This is a genomic window from Paenibacillus sp. FSL K6-1566 (genome assembly GCF_038050475.1).
In the GTDB taxonomy this organism is placed as follows: Bacteria; Bacillota; Bacilli; order Paenibacillales; family Paenibacillaceae; genus Paenibacillus_AQ; species Paenibacillus_AQ lactis.
Genome location: NZ_JBBOSR010000001.1, coordinates 2,611,672 through 2,628,366 on the forward strand (window position 1 = coordinate 2,611,672; position 16,695 = coordinate 2,628,366).

13 protein-coding genes are annotated in these 16,695 nt (G+C 53.1%); 8 read left to right on the forward strand and 5 right to left on the reverse strand.

Annotated elements, in window-relative coordinates; all coding sequences use genetic code 11:
• The first annotated feature begins 5 nt into the window (after nucleotides 1-5).
• The 8 genes from NST08_RS11390 to NST08_RS11425 all read left to right on the forward strand — a co-directional run bounded on the left by NST08_RS11390 (nucleotide 6) and on the right by NST08_RS11425 (nucleotide 10,065).
• The gene (locus NST08_RS11390; protein WP_007129902.1) at nucleotides 6-467 is read left to right on the forward strand and encodes a GNAT family N-acetyltransferase; all 462 of its coding nucleotides are present in this window, start codon (nucleotides 6-8) and stop codon (nucleotides 465-467) included.
• 232 nt (nucleotides 468-699) lie between these two features.
• A complete protein-coding gene (locus NST08_RS11395) occupies nucleotides 700-1,440 on the forward strand; it encodes a CAP domain-containing protein (protein ID WP_028403579.1) in 741 nt (246 codons plus the stop codon).
• A 144-nt stretch (nucleotides 1,441-1,584) separates the two neighbouring features.
• A complete protein-coding gene (locus NST08_RS11400) occupies nucleotides 1,585-2,481 on the forward strand; it encodes a GDSL-type esterase/lipase family protein (RefSeq protein ID WP_341341761.1) in 897 nt (298 codons plus the stop codon).
• Nucleotides 2,482-2,529: 48 nt separating this feature from the next.
• Nucleotides 2,530-3,498, forward strand: coding sequence for an ABC transporter ATP-binding protein (locus tag NST08_RS11405; protein WP_341341762.1), 969 nt, complete (start codon nucleotides 2,530-2,532; stop codon nucleotides 3,496-3,498).
• Nucleotides 3,491-4,480: an ABC transporter permease gene (locus NST08_RS11410; RefSeq protein WP_213615159.1), complete on the forward strand. Its 990-nt coding sequence runs from the start codon at nucleotides 3,491-3,493 to the stop codon at nucleotides 4,478-4,480. The genes NST08_RS11405 and NST08_RS11410 overlap by 8 nt, the downstream gene beginning before the upstream one ends.
• A 243-nt stretch (nucleotides 4,481-4,723) precedes the next feature.
• A complete protein-coding gene (gene parE / locus NST08_RS11415) occupies nucleotides 4,724-6,703 on the forward strand; it encodes a DNA topoisomerase IV subunit B (RefSeq protein WP_341341763.1) in 1,980 nt (659 codons plus the stop codon).
• A gap of 11 nt (nucleotides 6,704-6,714) precedes the next feature.
• Complete coding sequence (gene gyrA / locus NST08_RS11420) at nucleotides 6,715-9,174, forward strand: DNA gyrase subunit A (protein WP_144869462.1); 2,460 nt, start codon at nucleotides 6,715-6,717, stop codon at nucleotides 9,172-9,174.
• Nucleotides 9,175-9,633: 459 nt separating this feature from the next.
• Nucleotides 9,634-10,065 carry a MarR family winged helix-turn-helix transcriptional regulator gene (locus NST08_RS11425; RefSeq protein WP_040738635.1) on the forward strand — a complete coding sequence of 144 codons (432 nt, stop codon included), beginning with the start codon at nucleotides 9,634-9,636 and terminating at the stop codon, nucleotides 10,063-10,065.
• A 168-nt stretch (nucleotides 10,066-10,233) separates the two neighbouring features.
• Here the strand turns inward: NST08_RS11425 and NST08_RS11430 are convergent, their stop codons facing one another.
• The 5 genes from NST08_RS11430 to NST08_RS11450 all read right to left on the reverse strand — a co-directional run bounded on the left by NST08_RS11430 (nucleotide 10,234) and on the right by NST08_RS11450 (nucleotide 16,443).
• The gene (locus NST08_RS11430) at nucleotides 10,234-11,595 is read right to left on the reverse strand and encodes a lytic polysaccharide monooxygenase (protein ID WP_341341764.1); all 1,362 of its coding nucleotides are present in this window, start codon (nucleotides 11,593-11,595) and stop codon (nucleotides 10,234-10,236) included.
• A 466-nt stretch (nucleotides 11,596-12,061) separates the two neighbouring features.
• Nucleotides 12,062-12,796, reverse strand: a complete 735-nt coding sequence (locus tag NST08_RS11435; protein WP_144869464.1) for an RluA family pseudouridine synthase — start codon at nucleotides 12,794-12,796, stop codon at nucleotides 12,062-12,064.
• A 4-nt stretch (nucleotides 12,797-12,800) separates the two neighbouring features.
• Nucleotides 12,801-13,664 (reverse strand): class I SAM-dependent methyltransferase, encoded by an 864-nt coding sequence (locus NST08_RS11440; RefSeq protein ID WP_007129912.1) that lies wholly within the window; start codon nucleotides 13,662-13,664, stop codon nucleotides 12,801-12,803.
• A gap of 165 nt (nucleotides 13,665-13,829) precedes the next feature.
• A complete protein-coding gene (locus tag NST08_RS11445) occupies nucleotides 13,830-14,348 on the reverse strand; it encodes a GNAT family N-acetyltransferase (protein ID WP_341341765.1) in 519 nt (172 codons plus the stop codon).
• Nucleotides 14,349-14,424: 76 nt separating this feature from the next.
• A complete protein-coding gene (locus NST08_RS11450; protein WP_341341766.1) occupies nucleotides 14,425-16,443 on the reverse strand; it encodes an endonuclease MutS2 in 2,019 nt (672 codons plus the stop codon).
• Between the last annotated feature and the right edge of the window lie 252 nt (nucleotides 16,444-16,695).

Sequence of the window (16,695 nt, forward strand, 5' to 3'; positions counted from 1 at the left end):
GTATAATGAGCATCGAAAGCGTATTGTCTGCGCCTGCACTGCTGATTCGAAACTTTGAGAAGAATGATTTGGAAGCTGTCACATCCTTGATGCGAGAACTGAATTATCCGACCACGCTGAATGTGATGCGTGAACGGATGGAGAACATGTCGTGCAATCCGCTGTACTGCAACATGGTTGCTGAATTGGACGGAACCGTCGTCGGCATGATCATGCTTCGTCAAGTCAAATCCTTCGTTATGACCGAACCGGTCACTCAAATTACTTCGGTTATTGTAACCTCAAGCTGCCGCCGCCAAGGCATTGGCAAACGATTAATTCAAGCTGCAGAAACTTGGGCAAGACAGCAGGGCAGCGACCTCTTGTTTCTCACGAGCGGCAACCGGGAAGAATTAGCCCCGGCACATGCATTTTATGAACATATCGGATTTGAAAAGGCAGGCTATCAGTTTAACAAAAAGCTGTAGCCGCATCCCTTTTGTTAACCCATCCCGGGCACGGGATGGGTTTTTTCTTGTTTGATCTGAAGGATTTCCAACAATTGTGCACTTGTCGCGGGTATCAATTATGTTACAATGTGTTCGTAGATGGTTACAAAAATGTTACCAACGCTTGATCCTCTGACACCAAGAACTCACCCTCTAGAATCTATGAGGATCAAGCGGCCCAACAACAAGACTACAGGAGATGATGAATTTCATGAATAAGCAATGGATGAAGAAAGTCGCAGGCGGCAGTATCGCCGCGGTAATGGCCGTAGGCATCATGCTTCCTACAACAGCTTCCGCTGCACCGGCTGAGAACAGCCATGTTGCAAGCTGGCAGCAAAAGATTCAGCAGTTTCTGGAGTCCCAAGGCTGGGAAGGACAGTTCAAATGGGTAACTCAAATGCCTCAGGCAGAAAAGCCTGAAACCTCGAAACCAGCGGTGCCTAAACCGGAAGCGTCCAAGCCGGAAGCCGAGAAGCCGCAAACTCAGCAGCCAGCGGAGAAGCCGCAAACGAGCAAGCCGGAAACAAGCACGCCGGCGAAGCCGTCCGAACCATCCGGATCGACGGGCACGAGCGAGCAATCGAGCTTTGCTTCCCAAGTTGTCGAGCTCGTTAACCAAGAACGCGCGAAGGCAGGCTTGAAGCCACTTACCGTACATGCCAAGCTGACGACAGTTGCGCTGGATAAAGCGAAGGATATGAATAATAACAATTACTTCAGCCATACTTCCCCAACCTACGGCTCGCCGTTTGATATGATGAAAGCTTACGGAATCTCTTACGGCTATGCCGGCGAGAATATTGCTAAAGGCCAGCGTTCGCCGCAAGAAGTTATGGATGCATGGATGAACAGCCAGGGACACCGTGAAAATATTTTGTCTCCGAACTTCACGATGATCGGGGTAGGATACTACAACGGTTACTGGGTGCAAGAATTTATCAGCCAATAATACGGAATAATCTACAGGGGACTGTCCTGATCGCGAGAGCCTGCTCTTGCGTTTCGGGACGGTCTTTTTTTGGCTTTATGATTTGCAAATTTTTGAAAGAAGTTTTATGGTAGAGTACATGAGGATTTTTGCAGGGGGAGAGTCATGAGAACATCGTCATGGATATGGAGGATTACCGCTTGCGCCTCGGCATTGGCAACCATTGTGCTCGTCATTGGCTTTATATATGCATGGAATGATATCAACTATCCACAAGGAGAGCCTCTTGCCGCAGGGAGCGATTCGGGATCCGAATCACCCTCAGCGCCTGGTGCCGTGCCGGGGAAAGGAGCCGGGGCGGATCAGGAGGAGCAGGCGGGCAAGGACGAAGACACGACGACTGCACAGCCGCTGCCGGATCACCTGAACGTCACGGCGATCGGCGATTCTCTTGCCAAGGGAACGGGGGACAATACCGGGAGCGGGTTTGTCCGGCGGAGCATCGATCAGCTGAACGGGGACGGGCGATCGGCCAAGCTGCTTGCTAACTTGGCGATCAACGGGATGACAACCGGGGCGCTTCTGCCCAAGCTTGACGACAAAGGCATCCGTTACGCCCTGCAGCGGGCAAACGTAATCATGCTGTCGATCGGCGGCAACGATTTGTTTCAGAACAGCGGCCTTTTGAGCGAAGAGACCGACCCGGATGCGCTCGAGATCGACCCGGTCAAGCTGATGGCTTCGCTGCCTGAGGCCTCCGAGCGCCTGCAGTCGATTCTGCAGAAGCTTCGGGCCATTAATCCGGATGCCCGCATCATTTATGTCGGGCTGTACCACCCGTTCGCTGATTTGAAGGAGTTGCAGATCCCGGGGAATATCGTCGTATCGACATGGAATCATAGCGTAATGGAAATCGTGAATCAGGACCCGAATATGACGCTGGTCCCCACGTTTGATCTGTTTCAGCACAAGCTGGATGCCTATTTGTCATCCGACCATTTCCATCCGAACGGTGCGGGATATCAGGCCATTGCGGACCGGATCGTACAGGGCTTGAAGTAAAACGGGGATACAGGGAACCCATCGATTCATAGAAGGAGTTGGGGCCGCTTGAATGACCATTTCTCGGAAATCGTGTTATCTGTAAAGAATGTGACGAAGAAAATCGGACGAAAATGGATTATACATGATGTGACCTTCGACGTTCGCAAAGGGGAAATTTTCGGATTTCTTGGCCCGAACGGAGCGGGGAAGACGACAACGATTCGGATGCTCGTCGATCTGATCAAGCCGACCTCAGGAACGATCAAGGTGTGCGGCTATGATGTCAACCGGCAGCAGGAGCAGGCGCTGCGTCACATCGGTTCCATCGTTGAGAATCCCGAGATGTATTCTTTTCTGACCGGCTGGGAGAATCTCGAGCATTTTGCGCGCATGCAGCAGGGAATCGACCGTCAGCGGATCGCCGAAGTGGTGGATATTGTCCGGCTGGAACGGAGAATACATGATAAGGTAAGCACGTATTCACTCGGCATGAGGCAGCGGCTTGGAATCGCACAGGCGCTGTTGGGAAGACCGAAGCTGCTTATCCTGGACGAGCCGACCAACGGACTGGATCCGAAAGGCATTAAGGAGATGCGCCATTTCATTCAACAGCTGGCGGAGGAAGGCCTCGCGGTATTCGTTTCAAGCCACCTGCTGAGCGAGATCCAGCTGCTGTGCGACCGGGTTGCCATCATTAGCGGAGGACGAGTGCTCGCCGTCGGCGAAGTCGATGCACTGATCTCCGGGAGCAACGATTATGTCGTATGGGAGCTGAAACCGGCTGCGCAAGGGAAGCGGATACTGTCAGGGCTGGAATACTGCGACATCGTGGAAGAGCCTGAGTCGGTGCTCGATGATAACCTGCTGGCAGGCATGTCGGCTGAGGCGATCGTAACGCGCATTTCTCCCGAGCATACCTTCCGCGCGGTCGAGCGGCTGGTTGCCTCAGGGGTAGAGGTTCGGGAAGTCCACCGCATGAATCCTACACTGGAGCAGTTGTTTCTCCAAATGACGGAGGGGGAGAGCCTTGAGTAACCTTGTCCCGTTGATACAGAACGAATGTTTGAAAATTATGAAAAGGAAGCGTTTTTACGTCGTCCTGCTCGTCCTGCTCGTTCTGGTGCCGATGTTTACCTATGCGCAGATGAAGGCGGCGGAGCGGAGCCAGGAGAAGTTCAACAGTGACTGGCGCCTGGAGCTTCAGCAGCGGATCACGGACAATGAAAACTCGCTCAGCAGCGATCGGGTGCCGGATGAATGGAAGAGATACCGGCAAATTTTTATTCAGCAAATGCAGTATTATTTGGAGCATGATGTGAATCCTAATCATCCAAACGGGGTTACCTTTACCCGGGAGTTCCTGAATAATGCGATATCATTATTCATTCCGCTATTGATTATGGCGATCGCATCGGATATCGTATCCGGAGAGCGCACGTCAGGAACGATCAAAATGCTGCTTACGCGGCCGGTCAAACGGTGGAAAGTGCTTCTCAGCAAGCTGGTCGCCCTGCTGATGTTCGTGTCGTTGATCGTCTTATCAACGTTTATCATCGCCTATCTCATTTCGGGACTGGCTTTCGGATATAAAGGCTTTGACATCCCTGTATTTACCGGTTTTCGGATTGTCGGCTCGGAAGTGGATATGACCGGGGTGCATGCGGTGCCGCAGTGGACGTATCTGCTGATGCAAGGCGGCTTGGTTTGGTTTGTCGGCATTTGCGTGGCCATGCTGGCGTTTATGGTTTCGGTCCTTGTCCGGAGCACGGCGGCGAGCATCGTCATCATGATGGCCGCCCTGATCGCCGGCAATATCCTGACCAATATGGCCTCTGCATGGAGCAGCGCAAAATATTTGTTTATGGTAAACCTGAATTTAACGGATTATTTGGCCGGCAATTTGCCCCCGATCGAAGGGATGTCGCTGAATTTCTCCCTTGCCGTACTGGCGGTCTGGGCAGTCTGTGCGGTGATCGTTTCATTCAGCGTCTTTACGAGAAGGGATATCTTGAATTAAAATGGACAAAGCACGAAACATTTGTTTGCATTTTTACGGGAGGATATTGCAAATACCCAAAGCACGGCTTTCAATCCGCAATATATACACGAATTGGTTTGGTTCGTCTGTATATTGTACACTGGAGCGGCTGGATTCGAATTTTGCATGATCCTTGACCGAAGCATTTAAAGCTTGGTGTAAACGGATGGCACAATGAATAGAACTGAACATGATACGCGAAAATTTGAAGGAGGAGCATGAATGGTCGAACAGATCGATTTGTTTGCAGAGTCATCACCGAATGGCGGTGAAAGCCGTTCAGGATACGATGCTGACGACATTCAAGTGCTCGAAGGCCTTGTTGCGGTACGCAAACGGCCAGGCATGTACATAGGGAGCACAAGCTCGTCGGGCTTGCATCATCTAGTGTGGGAAATTGTAGATAACGCTGTCGACGAGCATTTGGCCAAGTACTGCTCGAGAATTGAACTTACATTGCATAAAGACGGGTCCGTTACCGTGTATGATAACGGACGGGGCATTCCGACCGGCATGCATAAGACCGGCATTCCAACGCCGCAGGTCGTATTTACGATCCTGCATGCGGGCGGCAAGTTCGGCGGCTCCGGATACAAGAAATCCGGCGGCTTGCACGGTGTCGGCGCTTCGGTAACGAACGCATTATCCGAGTGGCTGGAAGTGGAGATTTACCGCGAGGGCAAGATCCACCGCCAGCGTTTCGAATATTGGCAGGACAAGAAAGGGAAAGAGCATGTCGGGGAGCCGGTTACCGGACTTGAGGTGCTGGGCAATACGTCGAAGACCGGAACGAAAGTTACGTTCAAGCCGGATGCGCGCGTTTTCTCGTCCGGCATCCAGTTGAATTACGACACGCTTGCGGAGCGGCTGCAGGAGATTGCGTTCCTGAACTCGGGGCTTCGCATCGTCTTGAAGGATGAGCGCAGCGGAAACAACGACGAGTTTTTCTACGAAGGCGGGGCCAGCCAATTCGTTCAGTTCCTGAACGAGGGCAAGGATGTGCTGCATGACGTCATCCATTTCTTTGCCGAGAAGGACGAAATTGAGGTGGAAATTGCCCTTCAATATAACGCAGGTTATACGGAGACGCTGGCATCGTTCGTCAACTCGATTCCAACGCGCGGCGGCGGCACGCATGAGACCGGCTTCAAGACCGCATATACCCGCGTAATGAACGATTATGCCCGCAAGAATAATCTGTTGAAGGAAAAGGACAAGAATCTTGAAGGCAACGATCTGCGGGAAGGCATGATGGCCGTCATCAGCGTGAAGATGGCCGAGGTGGAATTCGTCGGGCAGACGAAGGACCAGCTCGGGAGCGCTTCGGCGCGCAGTGCGGTTGACAGTATCGTCACCGAGAAAATGCAAATCTTCCTCGAGGAAAATCCCCAGGTTGCCCAGACGCTGCTCAGGAAGGCCATCCAGGCTTCGAAGGCGCGCGAAGCGGCGCGGAAAGCCCGGGATGAAATGCGAAGCGGCAAGAAGCGGAGCGAAAGCTCGAATCTTGGCGGCAAGCTGACGCCGGCGCAGTCGAAGGATTTTTCAAGAACCGAGCTGTTCATCGTCGAAGGCGATTCGGCCGGCGGTTCGGCGAAGCAGGGGCGCGATTCGAAGATCCAGGCCATCCTGCCGCTTAAAGGAAAGCCGATGAATCCGGAAAAATCAAAGCTGGCCGACATTTTGAAGAATGAAGAGTACCGGGCCATCGTTTCGGCGATCGGCTCAGGAATCGGCAATGAATTTTCCTCGGCGGACAGCAATTATTCCAAGATCATTATCATGACGGACGCGGATACGGACGGCGCCCATATTCAAGTGCTGCTGCTGACGTTCTTCTACCGGTACATGAAGCCGCTGATCGACGAAGGCCGTGTCTACATCGCACAGCCTCCGCTGTATAAAATCGCCAGCAAATCCGGCAAACTGGAAACGGTCCGTTATGCGTGGACCGAAGAGCAGCTTGCGAACTACTTGAAGGAATTCAAAAATTACGAGCTGCAGCGTTATAAGGGACTTGGCGAGATGAATCCGGAGCAGCTGTGGGAAACGACGATGAATCCCGAGACGCGGACGCTGCTTCAGGTGCAGATCGAGGATGCGGCCAAGGCGGAAAGACGCGTATCAACCCTGATGGGAGATAAGGTCGATCCCCGCAAACGTTGGATCGTAGAGAACGTTAATTTTGCGGAGTTTGAGGAATAGAAGGTGGAAGCATGAGTTTATCTGAACAATTTTTGCCGGCTTACCTGGAAGAGGTTGTAGGGGACCGTTTCGGCCGGTATTCGAAATATATTATTCAGGACCGGGCGATCCCCGATGTTCGCGACGGGCTGAAGCCGGTTCAGCGCCGCATATTGTATGCGATGTACGACTCCGGCAACACGCCGGACAAGCCCTACCGCAAATCCGCCAAGACCGTCGGTGACGTCATGGGTAATTATCACCCGCACGGTGATTCGTCCATTTACGAGGGGATGGTCCGGATGGCCCAGCCTTGGAAGATGGGGCATGTGCTGGTCGACGGACATGGCAACTGGGGCTCCCAGGACGATGACCCGGCTGCAGCGATGCGTTATACCGAGGCGCGGCTCTCGCCGATCGCGATGGAGCTTCTGCGCGATATCGAGAAGCGGACCGTGCTGTTCAAGGACAATTTCGACAATACGGCGAAGGAACCGGTCGTTCTGCCGTCCCGGTATCCGAATCTGCTTGTCAACGGGGCAAGCGGAATCTCGGCGGGCTTTGCGACGGAGATTCCGCCTCACAACTTGCGGGAAGTGATCGATGCCTGCATTGCGGTCATGCAAAAGCCCGAGATCGAGCTGTCGGAAATTATGACCTTTATCAAGGGACCGGACTTTCCGACAAGCGGCATCATCATGGGCGGCGAAGGCATCCTGGATGCCTACCGCACCGGCAAAGGCCGCGTTTACCTTCGCTCCAAGACGGAGATTGAATCGCTTCGCGGCGGCAAGCAGCAGATCGTCATTACGGAGATTCCGTATCAGGTGGTCAAGTCGAGACTGGTAACCGCGATGGAAAACATCCGGCTGGAGAAGAAGGTCGAGGGCATTGCCGAAGTGAGAGACGAGAGCGGACGCGAAGGGCTCCGCATCGTGGTTGAGCTGAAGAAGGACGCCGATGCGAACGGCATTCTTGCTTATTTGTTCAAGAAAACCGATCTGCAGATTACGTACAATTTCAATATGGTGGCTATCGTAAACAAAACCCCTCAACAGCTGGGCCTTAAAGCGATGCTGGAGGCATACATTGAGCACCAGCGCGAGGTCGTCACGCACCGAACGCAGTATGAGCTGGAGAAGGCGGAGGACCGGGCGCACGTATTGGAGGGCCTGGTCAAGGCGCTGAACATTTTGGATGAGGTCATCGCGGCGATCAAAGCATCCAAGAACCGCCAGGATGCACAGAATAACCTGCAGTGGATGTTCGGCTTTACGGAGCGCCAGGCGGATTCTATTCTGACTTTGCAATTATATCGCCTAACGAATCTTGAGATCCATTCGCTGCAAAAAGAGCTGGACGAGCTCATGAAGAAAATCGACAACCTGCGCGGCATTCTCGCCAGCGACAAAAAGCTGATCGGGGTAATCCGCAAGGAGCTGCTCGAAATTCGCGAGAAATACGGTGTGGACCGCCGCTCCCTCATCCAGGAAGAAGTGGAAGAGATCAAGGTGAATCTTGAGGTGCTCGTCAATGCGGAGGACGTGCTTGTTACGATGTCCCATGACGGGTACATTAAGCGGACCAGCATGCTCTCCTTTACGCGAAGCGGTGGCGAGCTGGAGAGCTCAGGTATCAAGGAAGGGGACCACATCACCCGTTTATTCGAAGTGAACACGCTGGACAACCTGCTGCTGTTCACAAGCCGCGGGCAATATTTCCTGCTGCCGGTTCACCAGATACCGGAATATAAGTGGAAGGATGCCGGAACGGCGATCGTCAATGTCATCCAGCTTCCGAAAGAGGATTCGATCGTATCCGCCATTCCGGTAACGAATTTTGAAGAGCCTGGAAAATCGCTCGTCTTCGTTACCCGTAAAGGGCAGGTGAAGCGAACCGAGCTGAAGGATTATGTCACCAAACGATCAGGAGCCGTCGCCGCAGCGAAAGTCGCAGCGGATGACAGCGTCATCCAGGTCGTGATGAGCGACGGAACGAAGGATATTGTGCTCATCTCCAAAGACGGCATGAGCATTCGCTTCAAGGAGCAAGAGGTGAACCCGATGGGACGCGTGTCCGGGGGCGTCCGGGGGATCCAGCTCCGTGAAGGGGACGAGGTGGTGTCCGCCCTGTGGGTGGAAGAGGATGAAGGCGAAATCTTGACGATTACCGATCTCGGTTACGGCAAACGCAGCCTGCTGATTGATTATCCGGTCCAAAGCCGAGGCGGCAAAGGAATCGCCACATTCGAGTTCAAGGAAGGCAAGCGGGTGAAGCCGAACGGCAGCACCATCGCCGGAGCATTCTATTGCAGAGAACCGATCGACATTACGGCCTACGCTGATGACGGGCAAGCCTATCCGATTCATTCCGAGAAGGTTCCGATAGCTGAACGGAAATCGACAGGCAAGCTTCTGGCCGATGTCGGCAAAAAAGGACAGATTGTGAGTCTGGTCCATTTGCCTAACAACGGACAGGACAAAGAAGTTTAGTTTCGCTAAGCTTTTGATGTAGACAAAGCATCCCTTGCGGGTCACATGTGCGTCTCTATGCGCAAGTGCGATTCGTGAAGGGATGTTTTTAATATTTTGATTTGAAGCACCGAGCGCTCCTAGGAAGTATAGACAGGGGATAACTAGATAGCGGAAAAGTTACTCGCTGTGGCTTTTAATTTATACTTTTTGACATATGTCTTGCCATGTCGAAGGAATGTGATTATTGAAAAATGCCGTCATACCAAGGCTGGTGGGTTTTGTCGCATCGTTGGAAATTATATTTTTTAACGAAAAAAGAAGGATATTGGTAGGCGATCCGCGAACAATTAATCCAATAAACGACTTAGGAGAGTTGGCAGCCCGCACCTAACAACCGGCGGTCCATGGAGATGAGATGCAGATATCGAATGATTTCGAATCAGGTTCGATCAGACATAGCAGAAGGGATGGATGAACATGCATACTGCTGAATTCGCGAAGGTATGGTCCAAGCTGGCCAAGGATTATAAGCTTCATATGGAGGCCGGACTGGCGCCTACGTTGACCGAAGCGCAATTGACCGTGCTGGAGGTGCTTCAGGAACAGGAGCGGATGAAGCCCTCGGATTTTATCCCGTATATGGCCACCAGTCCGGCTGCGGTCACGATGCTTCTTGATCGCATGGAGAAGAATGGCTTGATCAAGCGGGAGCGTGATGAGCATGATCGGCGCATTGTGTGGGTTACGATTTCCTATAAAGGAAACGAGGAATACAGCCGGGGCATGCGGGTGCGGGATGAGTATCTGTCACAGGTGTTGAATCGCATTTCATCGCATAATCAGCAGCTGCTGGTATATTTGCTCGGTAAGATCAGCACGTCTCCGCAGGAAGCTTTAGTGGAGGTATAGCGGCTAGCCTATCATTCGGATGATGCTATCATCCGGATGATCCTCACGCCGGCTGAAATGAAAGCAGCCCCACCCGTGTCGAGCCAAAAACGGTTCGCGAATGGGGGGCTGCTTCTTTTTTGCTCTATGCGCTGCCAGATTTTACTCTAGCAGGCCATTTAGCATCCATTATTTCAAGAGCCATAAAGCAGGGACATTGGCTGGCTCCCAGCCCGGAAGAGACGTATGGGCTTGGCGGCATTCATACGTTTTCCCGTCATAGGTTACAAGCGCCCCCTGCTGATAGGAGGTATTTGGAGCCCATGCAGGGATTTCCGGTGCCGACCCGTCCAGCGTCGTTACCTCCAGCGAATTGCTGGCGGCCGATACATTGCCGGCAGCATCGCGTGCTTTCACGGTAAACGTATAGGCTGTACTCGGCGTCAGGCCGGTGACCGTGTAGCTGAGGGCGGTGCCGGAAACGGTCGTAACCAAAGCGTCTCCGCGGTATACTTCGTACCCGGTTACGCCGACATTATCGGTTGCCGCATTCCATGCCAGCGATACGCTGGTCGATGTAAAGCCGGCGGCTCTCAGATTGGCTGGTGCGGAAGGAGCCTGCGTGTCGGGGAGCGGATCGCTTGTCGAGGCGGTCAGCGGAGCGCTTGCGGCCGAGACGTTGCCTGCCCCGTCGTGCGCCTTCACGGTAAACGTATAGGAGGTTCCTGCTTGTAACCCCGTAACCGTATGGCTCAGGGTAGTCCCGGATACCGTGGCGACCCGGGAGGAGCCTTGGTAGACTTCATAGCCGGTTACACCGACATTGTCCGTTGAGGCGTTCCAAGCGAGCGAGATAGAGCTGCTGGTCGCTCCGGTCGACCGAAGGCCGGTCGGGACGCTCGGAGGCTGTGTATCCTGATTGCCACCGCCATTGTTCAAATTCACGTCGATGACGTTATAGAAGGCGTTGCCCGTATCGGCGATTTCCCATACGGCGAGAATCAGATAGTAGCCGCTGCGGTCGTTCGGAACGTTGCATGTATGCGTTACCGTGTTCGGCGGTCTTTTGCCTCCGTCATTGAAGGAGCAGAACAGCTCGAGATCGGCTCTTGCCAGCGGCTTGTTGGAATCCCAGCCCTTCTTCGTAATATAATACTTCCAATCGGATGTCGCATGCGGGGCAGTCAACACCCATTTAAAAGTGTTCGGACCGCCGTTCATGTTCACTTTGCTCCAGCGGGTCGGGGTTTGCTCATAGAGCTCGGTAAATATGCCTGCGCCCGTGATTTGCCCGTCAGCCGGTCCGCCCGTCGGGAAATTTCCTTTCCCTTCCAGGGACTGCGGTTCATAAATAATCCGGCCGCAATTTTTATTCTCGCCGAGCTTGCATTTGTAGGCACGACTGGCAGGCGATTCGATATAGCCATGTGCGGATGCAGTATTCGCCGTGATGACCATCACGAGGAAGAACAGCAGCAAACTTCCGAGAAAAATCCACAGCGGTTTCAACGACAGGCGGCGTGGAGCTTGAACGTGAACGTTTTGAATCATGAAAATCCCTCCTTTAACATGTGTACTTCTTTATGAATAGTCTGGTTGCAAGCTTCAGCCATTCTTAGGTCAAGTGCAGCGCTTTGATAACGACCAACGATGCAAATGACAGGCTGACTTCGGATCTCTCACCTCCTTAAAAATTGAATTCTATATAAACTCAAAGGGAATGAGTTTATACCATGATTGTACAAATTAACTAAATAATGTTAAACTATTCTGATTACTATTCTTCGTTATTCCTCGGGTCGTGTAAAGGATAATATTGTATTTTTGAGGGATAAAATATTTGAGTTTGATCGGGTGGCCATATAAAAAGACGAGATCCGCTTCGAAGTGAGCAGCGGATCTCGTCTTTTATGTCCAGCATGGAAAGCCGTTGGTCATGCTGTTGGTTATCATCAAATATTTCTTGTCCAACGATTCAAACGAAAGGAAATGAGCTTGATAGAGTTCCTTCTTACGATCATTGGCTTTGGAGCGTTCGCATCAACGCATCCATGGAGAACTGGGACCATGGATGAACGGCAGGGGGCGTCGATAAAATGTTAACTTCGTCTTTGGTGGTAGGGTGGGGGAATCCGACCCGTACAGACCAGAGCGCAATTTGCTGCCCGGCTTGATTCACCTTGCTGCCGTATTTTTGATCCCCATAGAGGGGGTTTTCCGCATGGCTGAATTGCACGCGGATTTGATGCGGCCGGCCCGTGTGCAGCTCGATCAGCACAAGACTTAGGCCATTCTTGGATTCAAGGACGGTGTAATCCAATAGCGCTTCCTTCGCTCCATCCGTGCCTTTGGGAACGACCCGGACCGTGTTTGTCTTCGTATCCTTCAACAGGTAATCGTGAAGCCTTCCGGAAGGCTTTGACGGAATACCGTGAACGATGGCCGCATACTGCTTATGAAAGTTCCTTGAGCGGACGGCTTCCGATAAACGGGAGGCTGCCTTGGAGGTTTTGGCAAACACCATGGCTCCTCCGACCGGACGGTCCAAGCGGTGCACCAATCCCAGATACACATTGCCCGGTTTGTTGTACCGTTCTTTGATGTCCTGCTTCAGGATGGTCAGCATATCGGGATCGCCCGTAGCATCCTCTTGGGACGGCACATTGACCGGCTTGGCTACACCGAGCACATGATTATCCTCGAAGAGAATCGGTACGCTCGGGTGCACGCGGTTAGAATCCCGGTTACTCATCGCATCAGGACTCCCATCTGCCGAGAATGCCGCATGGGAGGTTCAGTCCGGAGCGTGTGATCGGAAGACCGATTTCACCGGCGCTGATCGTACCGCCATACTTGGGCTTCATCGTCATGGAGAGCATATTGTGCAGAACGGTCGGTGAAATGCCGGTCGTATAGGAATTGATCAGCATAAACAGCGGCTGATCGGAGACGATGCTCATGCAGCTTTCGAGGAACGGGTACAGGCTCTGCTCGAGCTTCCATGTTTCGCCTCCCGGTCCGCGGCCGTAGGACGGCGGGTCCATAATGATCGCATCATATTTGTTGCCGCGGCGCTGTTCCCGCTGCACGAATTTAAATACATCATCGGTGATGTACCGAATCGGCTTATCGGCAAGGCCGGATAGAGCGGCATTTTCTTTTGCCCACTGGACCATGCCCTTCGCCGCATCGACATGCACGACCTGGGCGCCGGCATAGGCTGCCGCTACGGTTGCACCGCCGGTGTATGCGAATAGATTAAGCACCCGAATCGGCCGCTTGGCCGCTTGGATTTTGTCCATCATCCAACGCCAGTTCGCCGCTTGCTCCGGGAACAGGCCCGTATGCTTGAAGTTCGTCGGCCGGATGTGAAATTTTAATTGATCATAGGAGATCGTCCAGCGTTCCGGCAGCTGCTTCTTCATCTCCCACTGGCCGCCTCCGGACGAGCTGCGGTGGTAGTGGCCGTGCACGTTCCGCCATAATCCGTCCTCCCGTTCGATAGGCCAGATGATCTGCGGATCCGGGCGCCGAAGAATAACATCGCCCCAACGCTCCAGCTTCTCGCCGCCGCCGGTATCAAGAACCTCGTAGTCTTGCCAATCCTGAGCTACATACATGTTGAAATCCATCCTTCAAATAGTCATTTAGATTTTATTGTACAACAAACCGGAAGCCGAATGCCACCTAGTACAGCCGGTGAGCGTGAAGGGATAGTGCTTGCTTTTACGGCCTGCTGGAATAGACGGCGCGATCCTGTCCGGTGCGCGGCTTCCGTGCTTTTTTTAGCCGAGTCCTTCGAATGCAGAGTGGAAACGAAATTCCCCCTGCATCGATTCAAGAGCGCCTCGTTGAAGCTCTGCTACCATAAAGACCTCGTCGGGCACCGTAAATTGGTTGATCTCGAAGCCGTGGGCTCTGGCCTGAACAAAGCCAAACCGCGGGTAATAGTCCTTGTGGCCGAACAAGAAGACGAGCGGATAACCGTGTGCGCCGCATCGTTTCTTGCCTTCTGCGATAAGCTGTCGGCCGACGCCCCGCCGCTGGTATTCGGGAAGAACCGCAAGCGGTCCGAGGGCGGCCACCTTATGCATCGTCCCCCCGTCATCCAAGGTGGCAGGACTGAACATAATATGGCCGATCACGATGCCGTCATCTTCAGCAACGATGGATAGCTCGGGGTCTATTTCGGGATCCTTGCGCAGCCGTTCCATTAATATTATCTCCTGCTGGCCGCCAAAGGAGCGCAGCAGAAGCTGGTGGACGCTTTCGATATCGCCTTTGTTCTCCGTACGAATCATCATATCAAAATCTCTCCCTATCAGCGTTGGAATCGGTTCAATGCTCTATACTTGGTTGACGGTAACTCCGCCGGCATATTTATATTTCATCCGGCTTTGTTTCGATTGTAAGTCCATCAACATGTTTCCGTTTCATTAAATTTCGTTTCTTGCGGTTCTCTTTGCTCTCAAATACGATGTCGAGATCATAGTCATCCGGATACAATTCTTCAGCGGCGATGAACGGCTTCAGCCGCTTGTGGTTGATCCGATGCTTAGCCTGCTGGATCATTACGCCGACATTCCCCTTGGCATCCATCGTCTCATACACGGTGCCGCTTCGCTTCAAATAAGGCACATAGACCCGGTCGCCGAGGCGGAAAAGGGGAGGAGAGTCGGCCTCTACGTTCTCCGCTGCTGTCGCTCTAGTGCCTGAACCCGAGGACGCTGGGGCCGTAGTCGAAGCTTCATCTGCCTCTGCAATCTCCGGAGCCTCTGTGGATGCCGAGCCTGCTTGTGGCAAGGCAGCTGCAGAGTCGATCTCAGCGGCTTCAGCGCTCGTCTCCCCGGCTTCCGCGATGCGGGCCGTTACCGCTTTGGCCTCCGTAATTTCACGTGATCTCACGATAATCGATTCCGGAATCCCGAGTTTTGCCGCGATAACAAAGGCATAGCTGTGACCTGCCTCGCCAATGCGCAGCCGGTACAGCGGTTCCAGCGTCTCGGTATCGAATTCCATGCGCGCATTTTCAAATCCCGGGGTGCGTTCGGCAAAGTTTTTAATCTCGGTAAAATGGGTGGTTACGACTACAGTTGATTGACGCTTATGAAGTTCCTCCAATATGGCGATCGACAAGCCGACTCCTTCTCCGGGATCGGTCCCTGAGGCCATTTCATCCAGTAAGATCAACGTGGAGCGGCCGGCGGTTTGGAGGATCTCCCGGATATTGCGAATATGCGCAGAGAAGGTGCTGAGCGCATGCTCGAGGCTTTGCCCGTCTCCGATATCGACCGCAACCTCGTCGAAGACGGCGCACTGGCTGCCTTCTCCAACGGGAACGAGCAGCCCTGATTGCACCATCAGCGTAATGAGTCCGACGGTTTTAAGCGCCGATGTTTTTCCGCCGGTATTGGGGCCTGTAATAATTAACGTCTTATACCGATCGCCGATCGCAAAATCCAGCGGCACCATGGAAGCGCCGATCAGTGGATGCGTGGCGCTCCGGAGCCGGATCAAGCCTTCCTGATTGATGCCGATGTTCCTGCCACCGATGGACAATGCATATTTGCCTCTGGCGATAATGAAATCATATATACCGACGGTATCCGCATTCATTCTCAGCTCGTGCTCATACTGCTCGGTCATCGAGGTCAGCTCGCTCAGCACTTTGGTCTCCTCACGGGCTTCATCGGCATGCAGCAGATTCAGCTCCATCTGCAGCGTTTGGAGCTCGGAGGGCTCGATAAACACCGTTTGGCCGCTCGCGGATTCATCCAGCACGCTGCCATTCAACATTTTCCTGAACTCCTTCTTGATCGGCAGGACATACCGGTCGCCGCGCTTACTGATGACATGCTCCTGCATGATCCCTTTATAACGGCTGACAAGACTGTCGAGCTTGCGCTTGATCCGTTCTTCGGCAACAAGGATTTTCTTGCGGATTTTGGCCAAATCTTTGCTGGCGCCGTCAACTACCCGGCCGGCATGGATGCTGCGCTCAAGCTCGGACAGCAGCGGCTTCAGCTCATGCATGGAGGAGGCGTAAGAGCTGACGGTCGGTGCGATGGCGCTCTTGTTCTCCATATATTTGATCAGCTGACGGCAGCTGCGAAGGAACTGGATCAGATGCCCGAAATCCCGTTCGGTTAGCACATACCCGGTACCGATCAGGTCGAGAATCAGCTCGATCCCTTCAAGCGATGGTATGGGTACGCTGGCACCCGCATTCAGCAGCGCACGGGCTTCCTCGGTTTCATCCAGCCTGTGGCGAATGGCTTTCAATTGCGTGAGCGGAGTCATGTTCCGGATATGCTGGATACCCAGATACGACATGGCGAAGCGTTCAAGCTCGCCCAGGATCCGGTAATACTCTAATTTGTTTAATGCGGCAGGATTCATGTTCTTCGATTCTCCTTTTTTGTTCATAATGGCTAGGCAATAGGCTTGGTGATCGTCTCATGGGAAACGCAAATAGGGCGGAAAGTGAACATGGGGTTCACTCTCCGCCCGGGCGTGAGGCTATTCCGATTCGGTATGCTCTTAAGCTGCGCCTAAATAACCCTTGGCCTAGGCAAGGGATGACGAACCTAAAAAATCCGCGCCAAAACTGCAGCGCGGATGAGCATAGCATATCTGAATAAAGCCTAAAGG